Below are 17,656 nucleotides of genomic sequence, written 5' to 3' on the forward strand. Positions count from 1 at the left end.
CCATGACCGGGGCCATCCTGCTCGTCATTTGCCTGATCCTGATCGGCCTGTCGATTCGATCCTTTCAAAACGGCCTGCGCCGCGCCCAGACCGAGCGCGTGTTGGGCCGCCTTGCCGAAGGCCAGCCGCAACTCATCGAAGAAGCCGGCCAGTGGAGCGCCGTGGAACGCATGTTCCTGCGCGCAGGCCTGGGCACGCCCAGCGACAAGCTCGGCGTGTGGCTGGCCGTGTGGGTCTTCGGCGCGGGGTTGGGTGCGCTGGTCGCCGGCTGGCTCGGCCTGCTGGCGATGCTGCTGTTGCCGCCATTGCTGCTGCGGCTGTACATCGCCTGGCGCTATCAACGGCGCATCAAACGCATGATCGAGCAACTGCCACAACTGCTCGACCATACCGTGCGCAGCCTCAAGGCCGGGCGCACCCTCGCTGATGCGGTGCTGGGCGGCATCGAGGTGATGCAGGAACCGTTGAAGCAAGCCATGGGCCGTATCAAGCGCAACGTGCAGCTGGGTGTCAGCCTGCCAGAGTCCGCCAACGACTTCGCCGAATTTTATGAGCGGGACGAGTTTCGCTTGTTTGCGCTGGGCTTGAAGGTCAACCACCGCTATGGCGGTAACGCCAGTGAACTGCTGGAAAACCTGATCAAGATGATCCGCGAACGCGAGCAGGCCGCGCGCCATTTGCGCGCGTTGACCGGTGAAACCCGGGTGACCGCCTACGTGCTCACCGCCCTGCCCATCTCGATGGTCGGCTACTTCCTGGCCGTGAACCCCTCCTACCTGATGACCATGTGGAACGACGGCACCGGCCGCATGCTGCTGTTCGTCGCCCTGGGCATGCAGGTGTTGGGCTGCCTGGCCTTGTGGCGAATGTTTCGGAGCGTATGAGATGGCTATCGCCCTGCTGATCAGCGCTGGGTTGTTCCTCGCCGCCCTGGCGCTGGTGCTTGCCAACCTGATGAAGCATCGGCGCGGTCAGCGCCTGGTTACCCAGCGTTTGCAGGGCCACATGGGCCGCGAACACACCTTTGGCACGGTGATGCGGCAGTTGGGCAACAGCCCGATCGCGCAACGCTCGGTCAGCCTGGACAACGAAACCCAGATCCTGCTCAACCGTATCGGCTGGCGCAAATCCAGCCAGCGCTCAATGTTCGCCGCCTTCCAGATCGGCACACCCCTGGTGCTGATGAGCCTTGTGCTGATCACCCAGAGCGTGCTGTTTCCAGCTGTCGCCTCACCGTGGCTGGCGCCCTTGATCGCGCTGGGCCTGGGCTACCTGTTGCCCAAACGCATCCTCGCCAGCGCGGCCAAGGCGCGCCAACAACAGCTCTCCCGCGAGGTATCAACCTTCATTCCACTGCTGCGCATCCTGTTTGAGTCAGGCATGGCCGTCGAACAGGCGCTGCGCGTATTGAGCATTGAAGCGCAACGCCTGCTGCCGGCGCTGACCCTTGAGCTGCGCCTGATCCTCACGCGGGTCGATTCCGGCCTGGAACTGAGCGAAGAACTCGGCAAGACCGCCAGACTGCTGGACGTGGACGAGTTCAGCGACACCTGCGTCATCCTCCAGCAACTGATGCAACAAGGCGGCGGCGCGATGAAATCCTTGCTGTCGCTCAAGCAATTGCTCGACGACCGGCGCCTGACCCGGATCCAGGAGTTCGTTTCGAAGATGTCGGCGAAGATGTCGGTCGTGATGATGGTGTTTTTGTTTCCCGCCCTGCTGATCGTGCTCGGGGGGCCGGCCTTTATCGGCATCACCCGCGCCCTGAGTAACTTATGAGGAGCACCCGATGAAAACCTTGATAGCCGGTTTGAGCCTGCTGATGCTCGGGGGGTGTGCCACCAATGGCCAAACCCCGTGGGGCGCCCTGACGGGCGGCGGCAGTTGCCCCAAGCCCAGCTCCGATCAGGAGCTGGCACTGAACCTGGCCGATGACATGGCCAACGACGGCAAGCTGCACGCCAGCCTCGCCAACCTGCAAAGCTTGCCGACGAACCTGCCCCAGGTACGCCTGCGCCAGGCCAAGACTTATCGCCTGCTGGGGCTCAACGAAGCGCTGCCGTTGTACCGCAGCCTGCTCGGCACCTGCATGGCCGCCGCAGGTGAACACGGCCTGGGGCAATTGGCGTCGGCCAAGGGTGACAACGACCAGGCCATGACCCACTTGCAACGCGCGGCGCGCCTGGCGCCGACCGACGAGAAAATTCGCAATGACCTGGGCGTCGTCTACCTCAACCAACTGCGTATGGAGGATGCGCGCTTCGAATTCATGACCGCCATGGAACTCAAGCAAAGCGACCCCTTGCCGGCGGTCAACATGGTCACGCTGCTGATCTATCAGGACAACTGGAAACAAGCCGCCCAAGTGGTCAGCCAAATGGGCCTGAGCCCTGAACAGGTCACCGAAGCTCAAGCCAGGGCAGAAAAACTCAAGGCCTCAAGCCAGAAGCTCGCCAAGGCCAAGGGCTCGGTCGCCGCCGTAGGCGATATATCCAGCAACCCGAGGAATTGATGATGAAAGTGCCTTATCTCGCAAGCCTGGCAGTGCTGGCACTGCCTCTGAGCGTCATGGCGATAGAACCCGGCCCCTCGTCCCCGCAACAGGCCGCGACCGAGAGCTGGCTGACGTTGCAACCCAGCGGCAAAGCCTCGTCCGCCACGTTACAGAAAGCCTCTGCGGCAGAGCGTGACCAGGCCAACCAGCGTTGGCTGGAAAGCTTCAAGCACCCTATTCCGGAGTATTTCGAGCAGAAGGTGGGTGGGGAAACCCAGGGCAGTAATTGAAAAAACCTCAATCAACTGTGGGAGCGGGCTTGCCCGCGAAAGCGCAGTATCAGTCAATACATCGGGTGACTGACACCCGGTTTTCGCGAGCAAGCCCGCACTCTTAAACGAATCAGTGCGCCGGTACTCGCTGGGGCAGCGCCGAGTTACCCGGCGAAAGCGCCAGCGCCAGCTGCGTGCGGTTGTGCATGTGCGTCAGGCGCAGTACCTGCGACACATACAGCTTCACGGTGTTTTCAGTGATACCCAATTCGCAGGCAATCTGATAATTGGTCTGCCCCTTGCCCACCAGCCGGGCCACGTCCAATTGGCGCGGTGACAGCGGGTTGAGGATCGACGGGGTTCCCACCGGCTCGGCCTCCTCGGCTGCACGGTCTTCACCCTTCAGCACGGTTGAGCTGCGACGGGTTCTGTCGAGGTCCTGGTAAAGGTCGTTGATGGACTCGGTCAGAAACTGCAGTTTCTGGCTCAAGTGCCCCAATTGCAGGTCATTTTTGCGCTCCTCCAGGGCGGCCTCCTGGCGCTGCAAACCTTCGAGCAATTCCTCAAGATTGATCGGCTTCTGATAGTAATCGGCGATCCCCGCCCTCAGGGCCTTGATCACGTCTTGCTTGTCAGCGTGGCCGGTCAACATGATCGCCTCGAACGCCCGCTGTTTGCCGGCCACTTTCTGCAGCGCCTGGACCAACTCGATGCCGTCCATATCCGGCATACGCAAGTCACACAGTACCAGCCCGATTTCGGCGTCTGCGCTGAAACGCGTCAGGGCCTCTTGGCTGGATTCGCAGGGAACGCAGCGAAAGCCGCTGCGCTCAAGAAACTCACACAGTTCTTCGACGATCAGCGGTTCATCATCGACAACTAGCACCTTTACTGCAGAGGTAAGCGTATTCACATGCGACTCCATGCCCTGGAAAGCCAGATGATTAACCCATCTCCCACGACTCGATATTCTGTACATCGACTTAATAAACGTAGACGTACTTTCCGACTATGTACATAAGGTTAATCACCCCGAACGGTTAGCCGATCCAAAACCAGGCAAGCGCAAAACCCACTAATAAAAACGGGGCAAACGGCAGTTTTTTTGACGGGCCGGGTGCTAGATGACCCAGAGCGTTTTTAAGTCCTTGACTCATAGGCGGCCAAAGTTTTGGCATCACTAAAAGCCACAATAGATTCACCACCGCCGCCCCGATAAACGCCCCCAATAAATAGTCTGCATTCGACGCCAGCGCCAACGCCGACAGCAACTTCACATCACCCGCACCCAGCCGGCCCAGGGCGTATCCGGGCAAGGTCAACAACAGTGCCAGAAAAAACGCCCACACCCCTTCCCCGCCTGTGGCACCGAGCCAGGTGTGGCCCGTCCACAGCAGGTGAATCAACGCCAACAGGGCAGCGCCCAGTGTCAGGCGATTGGCGAGCAACCGCTGCCGCACGTCCTGCACTGCACATACGCCCAACCACACCAGCACCACTGCGCCATGGATCACGTAAAAAACATCCCTTTTTGCTGATTGATTCTATGCTGATATCAGGTAGTAGCCGTCAGGGTAGACGCGGTGATGAAAACAGGCCTCCCCCATCAGCAAAAAGGCACGGCAGCAATCGAGTTCATTGGCGTGTTCGTGATTTTTTTCGCGGTGTTCTACGGCATGGTCAGCTATAGCCTGCCGTTGCTGTTATTGCAGTCCTTCAACCATGCGACCGCAGAAGCCGTGCGCCAGAGCGTGGGGCTGGACCCGAGCATGCCGGGCTACCAGGCCGCCGTGCAAAGCACCGCCAAAACGGCGGTCGCCTCGCGTTTGGAGTGGATCCCTTCCAGCTACAAATTCGACGCAGCGACCCAGGTCACCACAACCTTCACCCCCGGCGGCATGCTGTCAGTAAAAATCAGTTACCCCTCGGCCAATCTGCAGTCAGTGATGCCGTTCATCGTCTTGCCCGTCATTGGCACCGTGCCGCAGTTGCCGGCGACATTGCAGGCCCAGTCGAGCCTGCAGTTTTGACCTCAGGAGACAAAATCTTCGGGCGCCTGCTCGGTCGAAGTGGCGCGCTCGCCATCAACACACCCGCGCCACCGTGCGCCGGGTTACGCGTGCAACTGGACGCTCAGGGGCGCGTGCTCGATATCAGCGGCACGCTGCGCCAACAGCTGGCGCAACACGCAACTGCGCCGCTGTTGCACGACGTGCTGTGCGTTCACAGCCGCCTGGCGGTTGAAGGCGTTCCAGCGGACTGGCAACGCCACAGCCTGGACCTGGATTTCCAGACCCTGGCTGGGCAAACCCTGCACACCCGTGGCACCCTTGAAGCCCACGGCAACGGCTGGATCCTGCATGCGGTGGACATCGGCGACCTGCTCGGCGGCCGCCAGTTGGCTGAGCAACGCGAACAGAACAGGCACCTGACGAGCCTGATCAGTGAGCAACTGCGTGTGTGCAGCCTCTCCCGGTTGCCCGAGGTTCTCAGCGAACAGTTGGCCGCCGTGGCGCAACGCTGGCGCATTCCCTGCGTCGCCCTCGCGTTGCTCGATCAAGAGGACCAGGGCTGGTCGATCTACAGCCAGTACGCCAACCATGACGCGCCACTGCTCTGGCAAACCGGGCAACGCCTGGGCACTTGCCTGGACAGCCTCAACGGTACGACGCCGTTGAGCCTGAAGGCGCCGTATGGGCGCGGCGATCACCCGCGCCTGCACAGCGTGTTCGGCAATGCCGACGGTTTTCTGGTGCCGTACCGCGATGACCAGGGCGTTGCAGCGTGGCTGTTGTGCGGTGCCTGCAGCGGCGAGCCGCACACCCGCGACCGCGACTGGCTGAACCTCGCCGCCGCCGTGGCCGCCCCGCTGCTCGGCCGCCTGCGAGAACACCGTCACCATCAACAACTGGAGCGCCTGGAAGCCCTGCAAGGGCTGCTCGGCACCGGCTGGTGGGAATTGCTGCCGACCAGCGACGAAATCCAGCTCGCCCCCCAATTAATGCGCAACCTCGGCCCGGAGGAAGGCCCTACCCGGCAAGCGCTGGACACGTGGCTGACCCTGATCCACCCCGCCGACCGCCAGGAACTGCAAAGCCGCCTGCGCGACTTGCAGGCCTTGGGCAAACCCTTGCTTGCCAGCGTGCGCCTCAACCGGGCTGACAGTGAGCAGTCGCCCATCTGGTACCGCGTGCAGGGCCAAGTGCTGGGCACGGGCGAGCAACGCCGTTGCATCGGTTTCATGCTCGACATCAGCGACATCAAGAATCAACAACTGGAAGCCGCCGCTGCCCATGCGCGCCTGGATAACCTGATCGCCAGCTCACCGGCGGTGATCTATGTGCAGCGCTACGTGAGCGGCGCCTTGCAGCCGGTGTTTTTCAGCGACAGCCTGCTGCCGCTGCTGGGCCGAACGTTGGCCGAATGCACCGACGACAGTCTGGTGCGCTGGGTGCACCCCGACGACCGTGACCTGTACTTCCAGCGCACCCGCCAGTTGCTGCGCGAAGGCAGCGTGCGCAGTCGTTATCGGGTGCAGGACGCTCAGGGCAACTATCACTGGTTGCTCGATGAAGCCCGGTTGCTGCGCGATGACCTCGGCATGCCAGTGGAAGCGGTCGGCCTGTGGCTGGATGTCACCGACGCTACCCTGGCGGCGCAGCAGATCAAGGACAGCGAAGAGCGCTACCGCATTCTTGTGGAAGACTCCCCGGCCATGATCTGCCGTTACCGCCCCGACTTGACCCTGACGTTTGGCAACACGCCATTGGCCAATTACCTGGAATGCCTGCCCGCCCAACTGCGGGGGATGAACCTGGGGGCATGGTTATCGGCTGAACAACGCGCGGCGTTTGTACAGCGCATCGGGCAACTGACGCCGGAGTTTCCCGTGAGCACTGCCGAAATCAGCCTGCAATTGCCCGGGCGCGAACACGCTTGGTGGGTGTGGTCGGACCGTGGTGTATTCGATGAAAAGGGTGCATTGGTTGAGGTGCAGGCCGTGGGCCGTGACAACACCGAAGTGCGCCGCTCACAACAGCAACTGACCCAAAGCGCAAAAATGGCCACCCTCGGCGAAATGGCCACCGGCCTCGCCCACGAAATCAACCAGCCGCTGAACGTGATGCGCATGGCCATCGTCAACGTGCTCAAGCGCATCGGCAATGGCGACGTACAGGCCGACTACCTCACCGAAAAACTCCAGCGCATCGACGCGCAGGTGCAGCGCGCCACGCGCGTGGTCGACCATATGCGCGTGTTCGGCCGCCGCTCGGAAGTCGAGCAGCAACCCTTCGACCCGGCGCAGGCGGTCGAGGGCACGCTGTCGCTGCTCAATGAAGGCCTGCGTGGCAAAGGCGTGGACGTGCGCCTGACCCAAGTGGAGAACGCGGTGCAGGTCAAAGGCTACGTCGACCAGCTTGAGCAAGTGCTGATCAACCTGATGGTCAACGCCCGCGACGCGCTGTTGAGCCAGCGCGAAAAAAACCCCGGCCTGCGGCTGTGGATCTCGGTCCACACCGAGCACGACAGCCGCCACGTGCGCATCTGGATCGAAGACAACGGCGGCGGCATTGACCCACGGTTACTGGAGCGGATTTTCGAGCCGTTCTTCACCACCAAGCCGATCGGCGTGGGCACCGGCCTGGGATTGTCGGTGAGCTACGGCATTGTGGAAAACATGGGCGGGCGCCTGAGCGTCAGCAACGGTGACCACGGCGCGCGCTTTTGTGTGGAGCTGCCAAGGGCCACCGACGCTTAAATCACCAAGTAGGCGCCGCCGGTCTGGCCACAGCTCAGGTTGGCGCCCACGTTCACATTGGCCAGGCTGATGCCCAGCATGCTCAGCAGGTTATTGAGGATCGGATTGAGCAGCGAGCCGAGCAGGTTATCCACCACTGGCGAAACGATGTTGTTGACGCCGCCGATCAGCGCCACGACGCCCTGCGCCAAGGCCCCCAACGGATTATTTCCCACCGGTTGATAGGCAGTAAGGCCGACGCCGTTGAGGGTGGCAGACAAGCTGCTCACCACATTGGTGGCCGGCGTGGCGGCCTGATAGGTGGGCGTAAGGCCCACATTCGGCGGCGTAGCAAATGGCGTGGTGCTGGAAAACACCTGGGTCTGGACACTCCCCCCGATCGGGCTTTGCACCTTGAGCGCAATGCCTCCACCGGCAAACGGCACCCGAGCGTCGCACGAGCCGATTCCGAGGATTTTATGGCAGGTTTTGGTGCCGATATCGATCAGCGCCAGGGGCGCCACGGTCATCGGCAAGGTGCTGGAAAACGCGTTGCTGATGTTGCCGATGTTCAGTGACGCCACTGAGGTGGTGGTGCTGGTGGTCAGGCTCTTGGTGCCCGCATTGCCGGTCGGGCAGCTGTACGCCGTGACATAACTGCTGGCGCCGCCGGCATCCAGCACGATATTGAGCGGCAGGTTGCCCGGCAACACCCGTAAATCCAGCTGTTGGCAGCCGGCCCCGAGCAAACACAACGCCGAATTGATTGTGGTCACCAGGTTCAAACTCAACAGGCTGCTGACCACGGGGGTCAACGGCCCTACCAAGTCATTCACTGCCGTGCTCAGCCCTGACAATCCGTTCAACAGCGGCAGGCTGATGGTCACCTGGGTGCGCACCTGGGCTGTGCGCACATAGATCTGATTCGGCCCCTGCGGGTTGGCCGCTGCCAGCCTGGGGTCGCCGATGGCGGACAATTTAGGCGGCTCGATCACCTTGACCTGTGTGGTGATATTCGCCAGCCCCAGCAGGTTTACGGGCAAGGTCACGGCTGCCGCGCTCTGGCTGCTGGAGAGTTGCACCACACCTTGAATCAGTTGAAACACCTGCAGGTTGGCATTCAATGCCGCCGCCTCTGTGCCCGTCTGCAATTGCAGGAGCTGGCCCACTGTCAGCGGGGCCTGGTTGATGGCTGCGATTTTCAGGCTGCCCAGCGCCGTGAGAACGTCCACCGTCGCGCCGTTCTTGTTCAGCACGGTGATGGCGGCCTGGATTAATTGCGCGGCGGTGACGTTGGTGCTGAGCAACTGGGTGTAATTTCCGGCAGTGACTTGCAGGTCGATCGCCAGTTGGTCGAGGTAGCTGAGCAGGTTGATATTGGTGTTGACCAACCCATTCCAGCCAGCGAGCGTCAGGTTGACGCTCCCGCCCAGCATCCCGGAAAACAAGGGAGCTAACAGGCTGGCACTGGCGGTGTCGACACTCGCCAGGGTGCTGTTGAGGGTCAACTGGGCCAGGGTGGGCGGGGGCATTGCCGCCACGGCTGTCGCCGTCAATACGCTATTGAGACTGACCGGCTTGCCGGCGGCCAGCGCCCACATTCCGCTGGCCACACTGGTAAGCACGGTCTTGCTGACGTCTACCTGGATCGCGGACGACAGCGCAGGGTTTTCAGCGAATACGCGTCGGCCTGAGGCCGCCGTGGTCACGGCGCCGCAACGGGTCACCAAGGTGTTGCCATTGCCCACGACGAATTGATTGCGCCCCGCACTTTGCGCAGCATAGGCCGCCGCTGTCAGGCCGGCCAGGCAGGTGCCGTTGCGGCTGACGGCCTCCAGCGCCGCAGTGTCCGCAACGCCTTGCAACTTGCGCTTTTCCAGGGAGAGACGACCACTGTCAACGACCAACAAGGTGAACACCAATGCAAACGCCAACACACCGACGGCCATCAGGCCGATGGCGCCGCGCTGCTTGTGACGAGGGTGGGGAGACATCGAGCACTCCTGTGCCGGCGAGTTGCCGAGCGCTTACTCTCCTGGTGTGTAGATGAGTGTAGACAAGGGTTGGGGCCGGTAAAGACCGAATGTCGCGAAAACGCTGGCGCGTCAAACACAGTGGGCGACTGCCGCGCAGTCGAGTGGGAGCACGCGCCCTCGCCACAAGGGCCGGCTCCCACAGAGGCTCAGCGGTAGGGTCAGCGTGGTGGGTAATTGGTGAGGATTTTAGTCACGGTGGTGCGGATTGCGTTATCGCGATCCTGAGGGCTGGGCGAGTCAGCCATCATCTGTTCGTCACTGCCTCGCCACACCAGCTTGCCGTCCTTGCCGTCGAGCAGGTCGATCTGGATGGTCGCCACTTTGTAGGTGATGTTGCGCGTTTCGTTGTACATCGGCGCGCCCCAGTAGCCATTCCACGGTCCGCCCCAGGCGCCGCCATAGTTGGTGGTGACTTGTTGCTGGCGGTCTTCGACGATCAGGTAGGCCTGCACATTCAGGTCAGCCCTGGTACCCGCCGCTGCCGGGCGCAGGCCGCGCTGGTCGAGCTGTTCGCCGACGGCCTGGCGGATGCGCTGTTCGGTGAGGTCACTCTTGATCCGCGGATCATCGGGGCGGTATTGCAGCGCCGGGTCTTTCCAGGCCCAGTTGCGATAGGCGCCGAAGTCGCGGCTGGCGTCAAAGTCATGGTTGACCTGATTGTTCTGGCAACCCGCCAGCAACCCAACGACAGCCAGTGCAGCAATGCGACGAAGCATGGTATTTCTCCAAAAAGGACGAACCGTTCTTGAGATGAGAATAGCGATTAACTGGGCGGATAGGCCGTCATGGCCTTCTGCATCGCCTCGCGCAAGGCGTCCGCCCGTTCACTCAGGCTGCCCTGGCTGGTGGTTTCGGCGCTGGTACTCCAGACCGGCTGGCCGGTGCGGCCGTCGAACAGGCTGATCCGCGCCACGGCAACTGTTACTTCATAGGTACGTACCAGCGGCACCGTGTTGTACATGCCGTAGCCGTTGCCATAACGGTTATAGCCACCGTATCCGTAGCCGTAATCGTCCTGGACCTGACGCAGGCGCTTTTCCAGGCGCACATCGGCGCTGACCAGCAGGTCGGGCGCGCGCGCATCATGCAGCGGGCGCAAGCCGCGCTGGTCAAGGGCGCCGCTGACCGCCTCGGCAATCTGCGCCGAGTCGGCCCAGGCCGAACCCGCCGGCAGTTGGCCGTTGAGCCAGCCCCAGCTGCGGTAGGCGCCGTAATCACGCACGGGCGCCGGGTAAGCGCTGGCATCAAAGGTGTTGGCCGCCTGAGCCGGGGCCGGCGGGATCGGGGCCGAGGCGGCCACGTAAGGATTGGGGCTGGAACAGGCGCCCAACCCCAGGGACAACAGGATCAAACAGAGACGACGCATTTCGACCTCCGCAGACTGGGCCGCTTAAACCGGACGGCAAATCCAGTGCAAATAACGCCCAAGTCCGGCAAAGCTTGGGTGACGACGGTGAGCGAGCTCCATCTCCAACAGGTCCTGTAAATCGGCGCGGGCCTGAAACTCCACCGGCATATAGTCGTGGAAAACCCGCACGCCACTTTGGCTTTCGACCTGCCAAAACCCTTCGAGTTGCGCCGCCAACTCTCGTGGGTCGAGCGGCTGTTGCGGCGTGAGGCTTTGCTTTTCGCCGGCCATGTCATTCTTGCGCATTTTGCGGAAGTGGCCTTTGAGCAGGTTGCGGTAAATCAGCGCATCACGGTTGTAGAACGCCAGCGACAGCCAGCCGCCGGGCACCGTGAGTTGGTGCAGCACCGGCAGGATCGCGTGGGGTTCGGCCAGCCACTCCAGCACGGCGTGGCACAGCACCAGGTCGTAGGGTTCGGTGAGCTGGCCGAGCAATTCCTGCCACGGCGCGTGGATGAAGGTGGCGGTCTGGCCAGCATCGGCGAAACGTTGGCGCGCGCCGTCGAGCATTGGCTCGGCGGGTTCGGCCAAAGTCACCTGATGGCCTTGTTCGGCCAGCCACAACGACATATGGCCCAGGCCCGCGCCGATATCCAGTACGCGCAAGGGGCGCTTCGGCAGGGCTTCGGTCAAGTCGGCCTGCAACACGGCCAGGCGAATCGCGCCCTTGGCGCCGCCGTAGATTTTCTCGGCGAAGCGCGTGGCCAGTTGGTCGAAATGACGGTCACTCATGGGAAAACCGCCGCTCGCTGTCGGCCAGTTTGGCGCGTACCACCTCGTTCATGTCCAAACCCAGCTCACTGCACAGCAACAGCAGGTACAACACGATATCGCCAACTTCCTGCCCGGCATGGGCAAGCTTGTCGGCGGGCAACTGACGCGATTGGTCTTCGGTCAGCCACTGGAAGATTTCCACCAGCTCAGACATTTCCACGCTGGCGGCCATGGCCAGGTTTTTCGGGCTGTGGAACTGCTTCCATTCATTGGTATCGCGGATGCGGTGCAGGCGTTCGGTGAGGTGTTCGAGGTTCATGCGGGGGCTCCTGAAGGTGTGTAGCTTCGGGTGGATCAGCCGTGAAGGCAAGTTAACCTTTGGGGCGCTGTCGCGGGCAAGCCTGCTCCCGCAGGTGACCGAGTACACCGATCCAGCGGGCGCCGCAGGATTAATCGCAAATTCAAACCGGCAAACCTCTATGCTAGCGGGGAACTAGCCCGCGTAATCAGCAACCAAAGGCACAGACACGCCCCACCTCTCATCAGGACACACACATGCAGGTAGAAAGCTTTTTCGAATGGTTGGGCCAGGCGCTCGGTTCCATCATCCGTTTTATCGTCGATGGGCTCAGCGGGCTGTTCGGCGCCCTGACCCACGCCGGCGGCAACTTCGTCGAAGGCCTGTCGCGCACCCTGGGCATGGACACCTCAATCGTCAGCATCATCACCCTGATCATCGGCCTGATGCTGCTGTACTCCGCCGTACGCGCCTTTATGCGGGCGTCGATCATCATGGGCATTATCTGGCTGATGCTGGGCCTGTGGCTGCTGAGCTGGGTCGTCCACTAATCCCCGAAACCTCCATTACCCTGTGGGAGCGGGCTTGCTCGCGAAGGCGGTGGGTCAGTGACTGATGTGTTGACTGACACACCGCCTTCGCGAGCAAGCCCGCTCCCACATTGGATCTCCTCTGTTGCTGACGGCCAGTTACAATGCCGTCCCCAAAGGCCCCCCATGCCCACCCTGCTCACCGACTGGCGCCACCGCCCTACCCACCGCCGCGTTTGGGCCCTGGCCGCGCCCATGATCCTGTCCAACATCTCGGTGCCGCTGGTGGCTCTGGTCGACAGCATGGTCATCGGCCACCTGCCCCACGCCCATCAACTGGGCGCCGTGGCCGTGGGCGCCAGCCTGTACACCTTCCTCGCCTGGGCCATGGGGTTTCTGCGCATGGGCTCCACCGGTTTCGCCGCCCAGGCCGCCGGGCGCAATGACGGCGCTGCACTGCGGCAAATCCTGCTGCAAGGTTTGTTGCTGGCATTGGGGCTGGCAATGCTGCTCGGCACGGTCGGCATCCCCCTGAGCCATTTGGCGCTGGAATGGATGCAGCCCTCCCCCGAACTGAACCAACTGACCCAGGCATTTTTTCACACCCGATTGTTGGGCTTACCCGCCGCACTCGCCAGTTATGCCCTGGTCGGCTGGTTTCTGGGGACGCAAAACGCTCGCGCGCCATTGGCCATTTTGCTCACCACCAACCTGGTGAATATCGCGCTGAACCTGTGGTTCGTGCTTGGCCTGGATTGGGGCGTGGTCGGCTCGGCCCGTGCGTCAGTGATCGCGGAATGGACCGGCGCGCTGCTCGGCCTGGCGCTCACGCAAAAAGCCCTGCGCGCCTACCCTGGCCGCATCGCCTGGGCCGCATTGAAAGTGTGGGAAAGCTGGCGCCCGCTGCTGGCGGTCAACCGCGACATCTTCATTCGCAGCCTCGCCCTGCAATCGGTGTTTTTCATGATCACGGTGCAGGGCGCGCGCTTGGGCGACGCCACCGTGGCGGCCAACGCGCTGCTGCTCAACGGTTTGTTGCTGACCGCCCACGCGCTGGACGGCCTGGCCCATGCGGTCGAAGCCCTGTGCGGCCACGCCATCGGCGCCCACGACCGTCAATCGCTGCGCCGCTCATTAGTGGTGGCGGGCGGTTGGTCGCTGATCGCCAGTGTCGGCTTCGCCCTGCTGTTCTGCGTTGCCGGGCATTTGTTCATCGCCATGCAGACCGACATCCCCAGCGTGCGCGCAACCGCAGACCTCTACCTGCCCTATCTGGCAGTGCTGCCATTGATCGCCGTGTGGAGCTACCTGTTGGACGGCCTGTTCATCGGCGCCACCCGCGCGCGGGAAATGCGCAACGGCATGCTGTTGACCGTGCTGCTCACACTGCCGTTTGCCTGGGCGCTGCAAAGCCTGGGCAACCACGGCCTGTGGCTGACCTTTTTGCTATTCATGGCCTTGCGCAGCCTCACGCTGTGGGCAATCGCCTGGCGGTTGAACAAAAAAGATCAGTGGCTGGGGTGATCCGACCTGTCAACTCTGACAGGTTACAACGGCGCATTTGCAGCGTTGAATAGAGGTCGGTCCTGAAGCGCAGCCCGTTTCAGGCGTACGACCTTCTTTCCACTCAGGGACGAGCCCACATGAGCGACACCACCTACATCATCATTGGCGCAGTGATCGTTGTTGCCTTGTTAGCCCTGGCCTTGTCCCGCAAGTCCAGGAAGAAAAAAGCCGAGCCGCCAAGCGTGCCCGTTGTCACGCCTGTCGCCGAAGTACCGCAACCCACACCGGACATCGCCGAATCGCCCTTCATACTGGAGCCATCAACAAGCCCGTTGGAGCCCGCCAGTTCGACCAGCGTGGAGGTCTGGAATCAGACAGACTTCCAGGTAGTCGTGGCTCAACAAGACATGCGCATCACCCTGCCCGCTCAAGGCCGCGCACACTTTGACAGTCGCTTTGCGCTGACAGCCACGCCCAAGACAGCGGGCGACGCGGCGTATGGTGTATCGCTGCACAGCGGTGATACACCGGGCCTCCTGATTATTCGGGCTATCGACTGACCATAATCAGTGTCAGCGCCCAGGTTAACCTGGAGGAATCAGTGGCCTGGATAAACCCGGTGACCCGGTCCAGCACCGGCGCGAGCCAGCGCAGCGGTTTGGCGATAGACGCCACCAGCGTCGCGTGGTTGGTCCGGTTGAAATAAAACTCCTCAACCGGTACGCCCGCTGCCCGTAGCTTATTGGCCAGCCCGCCGGTGTTGCGCGTGGGGTTGACCAGAGTGTCGTCCGTCGAAGCAATTAACAGGCTCGGCGGTGCAGCGGCGCTGACGTGGTTGATGGGTTGGGAATCAGCCGGCGAATTTGGAAAGAAAAACACCGGCCGCACGTCCCGGTTTTCAATCGGCAGGAAGTCATACGGCCCGGCCAGGCCAATCCAGCCTTTGAAGAGTGCAGGCGACAAGCCCACCTCGCGCAGCCAGCGCGGATCCAGCGCCAGCATCGACGCGTTGTAGGCGCCGGAACTGTGGCCCATCACGTACATCTGCGCGGGGTCGGCGCCGTATTCGGCGACGTGCTGGTGTGTCCAGGCTACTGCTTTGGCGCCGTCCTGCAGAAACGCGGGGTAACGCACTTGGGGGTACAACCGGTAATCGGCGATCACCACCACAATGCCGCGCGAGGCCAGGGCTTCGCCGACAAAACCGTAGTCATCCTTGGAGCCACTGTTCCAGCTGCCGCCGTAGAAAAACACCACAACCGGGGCGTTGGAAACCGCAGGGACGGGGCGGTAGATATCGAGCGTTTGCCGTGGGTCATCGCCATAAGCGATGGCCGAGGTCTTGCTGAAGGTAGTGGAAGGGGTGAGTGCGTTGAGCACTTTGATCGGGGAGCACGCCGCCAGAAGGGCAGCCATGGCCAGGGTGAGCACTTGCAAAAGCTTGCTCGACATCGTTCAGACCCCACACAGAAGGTACTGCCAAACGAAGGTCCAAATGTGGGAGCTGGCTTGCCTGCGATAGCGGCGTGTCAGGCAAGGATTTCTGCACTGACACACCGCTATCGCGGGCAAGCCCGGCTCCCACATTAGAGCCGGGTCACTTCACTTACGAGGACAGGTAAGACGACCGCGTCAAACCAAGGCGCAACGCATCCAGGAACTGGGTACGCTCCGCCGCGGTGATCTTGGCGCTCGCACACTTGTCACGGTAGTGCGTCATCAACTCCTCCGGCGACAAGTGCACATAGCGCAGCATGTCTTCGATGGTGTCGTGGGTCTCGATGCCGGCGCTGTACACCGAACCGTCGTCGCGCTGGTAGATGTTCACCGAGTCGGTGTCACCGAACAGGTTGTGCATGTCACCGAGGATTTCCTGGTAAGCGCCCACCAGGAAGATACCCAGCAGGTAGTCTTCGCCGTCTTTCAAGGCGTGCACCGGCAGGCTGGTCTCGATGCTCTGCTCATCGACGTACTGCTTGATCTTGCCGTCGGAGTCGCAGGTCAAATCCTGCAGCACGGCACGGCGCAGCGGCTCTTCGTCGAGACGGTGCAGTGGCAAAATCGGCAGCACCTGGCCGATGGCCCAGGTGTCTGGCAGGCTCTGGAACACCGAGAAGTTGCAGATGTACTTGTCGGCCAGCTTGTCGTTGAGCTCGTCGAGCACTTGGCGGTGCGAGCGCTGACGGGCTTTGAGCGAGTCGTGCAAACGGCGGCATACCGCGAAGTAGCATTGCTCGGCCAGGGCTTTTTCGGCCAGGGTGATCTTGCCATCGGCGTACTGGGTGGCTACGTCGCTCATGTAGTGCGTGGCGCGCCAGTAGGTTTCGGTGACCATTTCAATGTCGGTCGGGCCCAGCAGGTCCACCAGCCATTGCACGGTTTCCGGCAGGCTTTCCTTGTTTTCGATCTGCGGGATTTCGTCGTTGTGCTTCTCGACGTCAGTAACCTGCACCACCAGCATGGCGTGGTGGGCGGTCAGGGAACGGCCGCTTTCGGAGAAAATATTCGGGTGCGGCAGGCTCTGCGCGTCGCAGAATTCCTTGAGCATGCCCACCACCACACCGGCGTAGTCGTCCATGTCGTAGTTGATCGAGCTGGCGTTACGCGAGTGGGTACCGTCGTAGTCCACGCCCAGGCCGCCGCCGACGTCGATGTGGTCCACCGGCAGGCCGAGGTTGCGCAGTTCGCCGTAATAACGAATGGCTTCCTTGAACCCGTGCTGGTAGTCGGCCAGGTTGGCGATCTGCGAGCCCATGTGGAAGTGCAGCAGGCGAATGCCCTGGTCCAGGCCCGCATCGCGGAAGCGCTCGACCACCGACAGCAACTGCGCCGCCGACAAACCGAACTTGGATTTCTCGCCGCCGGTGTCCGCCCACTTGCTCGACGCCAGGGAGGACAAACGCACGCGCAGGCCAACCTGAGGCTTGACCTTGAGGTTGGCCGCCTCTTCGATCACCAGCGCCACTTCGGATTCTTTCTCGATCACGATGAACACGTTATGGCCAAGTTTCTGGCCCATCAGCGCAAGGCGGATGAACTCACGGTCCTTGTAACCGTTGCAAACAATGGTCCCGCCCTTCGGCGCCAGGGCCAGCACGGCCAGCAGCTCAGGCTTGGAACCGGCCTCCAGGCCAATGGACACATCCTGAGTGGCGATGATGTTCTCGATCACCGCTTCCTGCTGGTTCACCTTGATCGGGTACAGCGCGGTGTACTTGCTCTGGTATTCCAGGCGTTCGATGTTCGAATCGAAAGCGCCGGTCAGCTGGCGTACACGGTCTTGCAGAATGTCGGGGAAGCGCACCAGCAACGGCAAGGACAGGCCGCTTTTGCGCAGCTCATCGACTTGCTCGAAGAGGTCGACAGGCGTGCTGTTCGGGCCGTTAGGACGGACTTCAACGCGACCGGCTTCATTGATCGCGAAATATCCGGCCCCCCAATGGCGAATCCCGTAAACACTGCGGCTGTCCGCAACTGTCCATTGGCTGCCATCGTCTTTGCGTGTGCGTCGTACGGACATCGAAGTCCCCTATAAATGAAGGCGAACGCGCCGCCCCTATCAGAGGCTGGCGCAGTCTAAAGAATGAAAATGACGATTTGCCTGCAACGGAGGTAGACCTCACTTGCAGGACAGAGTTTAGACACAGGTCTGGAAGAGGC

18 protein-coding genes are annotated in these 17,656 nt (G+C 62.0%); 9 read left to right on the forward strand and 9 right to left on the reverse strand.

All coding sequences use genetic code 11. From position 1 onward, the window contains the following. The first annotated feature begins 2 nt into the window (after positions 1 to 2). Genes ACP7A2_RS14330 through ACP7A2_RS14345 form a run of 4 tightly spaced genes read left to right on the forward strand, consistent with a single transcriptional unit; the run spans position 3 to position 2,784 of the window. Entirely contained in the window at positions 3 to 884 is an 882-nt protein-coding gene (locus ACP7A2_RS14330) for a type II secretion system F family protein (protein WP_426134724.1), read from the forward strand. Position 885: 1 nt separating this feature from the next. Continuing rightward, positions 886 to 1,779 (forward strand): type II secretion system F family protein, encoded by an 894-nt coding sequence (locus ACP7A2_RS14335; RefSeq protein ID WP_426134725.1) that lies wholly within the window; start codon positions 886 to 888, stop codon positions 1,777 to 1,779. Between the two features lie 10 nt (positions 1,780 to 1,789). Beyond that, complete coding sequence (locus ACP7A2_RS14340) at positions 1,790 to 2,512, forward strand: tetratricopeptide repeat protein (protein WP_426134726.1); 723 nt, start codon at positions 1,790 to 1,792, stop codon at positions 2,510 to 2,512. Positions 2,513 to 2,514: 2 nt separating this feature from the next. Then, positions 2,515 to 2,784, forward strand: a complete 270-nt coding sequence (locus ACP7A2_RS14345) for a DUF3613 domain-containing protein (protein WP_426134727.1) — start codon at positions 2,515 to 2,517, stop codon at positions 2,782 to 2,784. 112 nt (positions 2,785 to 2,896) lie between these two features. Here ACP7A2_RS14345 and ACP7A2_RS14350 read toward each other — a convergent pair whose 3' ends face one another. Both ACP7A2_RS14350 and ACP7A2_RS14355 read right to left on the reverse strand, forming a co-directional pair. Beyond that, the gene (locus tag ACP7A2_RS14350) at positions 2,897 to 3,679 is read right to left on the reverse strand and encodes a response regulator transcription factor (RefSeq protein ID WP_426134728.1); all 783 of its coding nucleotides are present in this window, start codon (positions 3,677 to 3,679) and stop codon (positions 2,897 to 2,899) included. A 127-nt stretch (positions 3,680 to 3,806) separates the two neighbouring features. Then, on the reverse strand, positions 3,807 to 4,280 hold the full coding sequence (locus tag ACP7A2_RS14355; RefSeq protein ID WP_426134729.1) for a prepilin peptidase: 474 nt from the start codon (positions 4,278 to 4,280) through the stop codon (positions 3,807 to 3,809). A gap of 72 nt (positions 4,281 to 4,352) precedes the next feature. Between ACP7A2_RS14355 and ACP7A2_RS14360 the strand changes: the two genes are divergently transcribed. Continuing rightward, a complete protein-coding gene (locus ACP7A2_RS14360; protein ID WP_426134730.1) occupies positions 4,353 to 4,796 on the forward strand; it encodes a TadE/TadG family type IV pilus assembly protein in 444 nt (147 codons plus the stop codon). Continuing rightward, positions 4,793 to 7,525, forward strand: a complete 2,733-nt coding sequence (locus tag ACP7A2_RS14365) for an ATP-binding protein (RefSeq protein WP_426134731.1) — start codon at positions 4,793 to 4,795, stop codon at positions 7,523 to 7,525. The genes ACP7A2_RS14360 and ACP7A2_RS14365 overlap by 4 nt, the downstream gene beginning before the upstream one ends. Here the strand turns inward: ACP7A2_RS14365 and ACP7A2_RS14370 are convergent. From ACP7A2_RS14370 to ACP7A2_RS14390, 5 genes are all read right to left on the reverse strand, one after another. Beyond that, positions 7,522 to 9,498, reverse strand: a complete 1,977-nt coding sequence (locus tag ACP7A2_RS14370; protein ID WP_426134732.1) for a pilus assembly protein TadG-related protein — start codon at positions 9,496 to 9,498, stop codon at positions 7,522 to 7,524. The genes ACP7A2_RS14365 and ACP7A2_RS14370 overlap by 4 nt on opposite strands. Positions 9,499 to 9,698: 200 nt before the next feature. Then, entirely contained in the window at positions 9,699 to 10,256 is a 558-nt protein-coding gene (locus ACP7A2_RS14375; RefSeq protein ID WP_426134733.1) for a DUF4136 domain-containing protein, read from the reverse strand. Positions 10,257 to 10,303: 47 nt separating this feature from the next. After that, positions 10,304 to 10,906 carry a DUF4136 domain-containing protein gene (locus ACP7A2_RS14380; protein WP_348059062.1) on the reverse strand — a complete coding sequence of 201 codons (603 nt, stop codon included), beginning with the start codon at positions 10,904 to 10,906 and terminating at the stop codon, positions 10,304 to 10,306. Positions 10,907 to 10,930: 24 nt separating this feature from the next. Further along, positions 10,931 to 11,680 carry a methyltransferase gene (locus tag ACP7A2_RS14385; protein ID WP_426134734.1) on the reverse strand — a complete coding sequence of 250 codons (750 nt, stop codon included), beginning with the start codon at positions 11,678 to 11,680 and terminating at the stop codon, positions 10,931 to 10,933. Further along, positions 11,673 to 11,981 (reverse strand): MazG-like family protein, encoded by a 309-nt coding sequence (locus ACP7A2_RS14390; RefSeq protein WP_426134735.1) that lies wholly within the window; start codon positions 11,979 to 11,981, stop codon positions 11,673 to 11,675. Before ACP7A2_RS14390 ends, ACP7A2_RS14385 begins: the two co-directional genes overlap by 8 nt. Positions 11,982 to 12,217: 236 nt before the next feature. Between ACP7A2_RS14390 and ACP7A2_RS14395 the strand changes: the two genes are divergently transcribed. The 3 genes from ACP7A2_RS14395 (at position 12,218) to ACP7A2_RS14405 (ending at position 14,556) form a co-directional block, all read left to right on the forward strand. Further along, complete coding sequence (locus ACP7A2_RS14395) at positions 12,218 to 12,511, forward strand: hypothetical protein (protein ID WP_348059068.1); 294 nt, start codon at positions 12,218 to 12,220, stop codon at positions 12,509 to 12,511. A 165-nt stretch (positions 12,512 to 12,676) separates the two neighbouring features. Then, a complete protein-coding gene (locus ACP7A2_RS14400; protein WP_426134736.1) occupies positions 12,677 to 14,014 on the forward strand; it encodes an MATE family efflux transporter in 1,338 nt (445 codons plus the stop codon). 119 nt (positions 14,015 to 14,133) lie between these two features. Continuing rightward, complete coding sequence (locus ACP7A2_RS14405) at positions 14,134 to 14,556, forward strand: hypothetical protein (RefSeq protein WP_426134737.1); 423 nt, start codon at positions 14,134 to 14,136, stop codon at positions 14,554 to 14,556. On the opposite strand, the gene ACP7A2_RS14410 is transcribed toward ACP7A2_RS14405, so the two are convergent. Then, positions 14,546 to 15,448 (reverse strand): alpha/beta hydrolase, encoded by a 903-nt coding sequence (locus ACP7A2_RS14410; RefSeq protein WP_426134738.1) that lies wholly within the window; start codon positions 15,446 to 15,448, stop codon positions 14,546 to 14,548. The genes ACP7A2_RS14405 and ACP7A2_RS14410 overlap by 11 nt on opposite strands. Positions 15,449 to 15,602: 154 nt before the next feature. Next, positions 15,603 to 17,516, reverse strand: a complete 1,914-nt coding sequence (speA, locus tag ACP7A2_RS14415; protein ID WP_426134739.1) for an arginine decarboxylase — start codon at positions 17,514 to 17,516, stop codon at positions 15,603 to 15,605. Positions 17,517 to 17,656 lie beyond the last annotated feature (140 nt).

Source organism: Pseudomonas sp. PWP3-1b2, assembly GCF_049896045.1.
GTDB classification, from domain to species: Bacteria; Pseudomonadota; Gammaproteobacteria; order Pseudomonadales; family Pseudomonadaceae; genus Aquipseudomonas; species Aquipseudomonas antarctica_B.

Coding starts and splice junctions, on each gene's coding strand:
- ACP7A2_RS14405 (WP_426134737.1), top strand. CDS start 14,134: ATGAGCGACACCACCTACATCATCATTGGCGCAGTGATCGTTGTTGCC.
- ACP7A2_RS14335 (WP_426134725.1), top strand. CDS start 886: ATGGCTATCGCCCTGCTGATCAGCGCTGGGTTGTTCCTCGCCGCCCTG.
- ACP7A2_RS14375 (WP_426134733.1), bottom strand. CDS start 10,256: ATGCTTCGTCGCATTGCTGCACTGGCTGTCGTTGGGTTGCTGGCGGGT.
- ACP7A2_RS14370 (WP_426134732.1), bottom strand. CDS start 9,498: ATGTCTCCCCACCCTCGTCACAAGCAGCGCGGCGCCATCGGCCTGATG.
- ACP7A2_RS14380 (WP_348059062.1), bottom strand. CDS start 10,906: ATGCGTCGTCTCTGTTTGATCCTGTTGTCCCTGGGGTTGGGCGCCTGT.
- ACP7A2_RS14410 (WP_426134738.1), bottom strand. CDS start 15,448: ATGTCGAGCAAGCTTTTGCAAGTGCTCACCCTGGCCATGGCTGCCCTT.
- speA (WP_426134739.1), bottom strand. CDS start 17,516: ATGTCCGTACGACGCACACGCAAAGACGATGGCAGCCAATGGACAGTT.
- ACP7A2_RS14390 (WP_426134735.1), bottom strand. CDS start 11,981: ATGAACCTCGAACACCTCACCGAACGCCTGCACCGCATCCGCGATACC.
- ACP7A2_RS14395 (WP_348059068.1), top strand. CDS start 12,218: ATGCAGGTAGAAAGCTTTTTCGAATGGTTGGGCCAGGCGCTCGGTTCC.
- ACP7A2_RS14360 (WP_426134730.1), top strand. CDS start 4,353: ATGAAAACAGGCCTCCCCCATCAGCAAAAAGGCACGGCAGCAATCGAG.
- ACP7A2_RS14330 (WP_426134724.1), top strand. CDS start 3: ATGACCGGGGCCATCCTGCTCGTCATTTGCCTGATCCTGATCGGCCTG.
- ACP7A2_RS14400 (WP_426134736.1), top strand. CDS start 12,677: ATGCCCACCCTGCTCACCGACTGGCGCCACCGCCCTACCCACCGCCGC.
- ACP7A2_RS14340 (WP_426134726.1), top strand. CDS start 1,790: ATGAAAACCTTGATAGCCGGTTTGAGCCTGCTGATGCTCGGGGGGTGT.
- ACP7A2_RS14385 (WP_426134734.1), bottom strand. CDS start 11,680: ATGAGTGACCGTCATTTCGACCAACTGGCCACGCGCTTCGCCGAGAAA.
- ACP7A2_RS14345 (WP_426134727.1), top strand. CDS start 2,515: ATGAAAGTGCCTTATCTCGCAAGCCTGGCAGTGCTGGCACTGCCTCTG.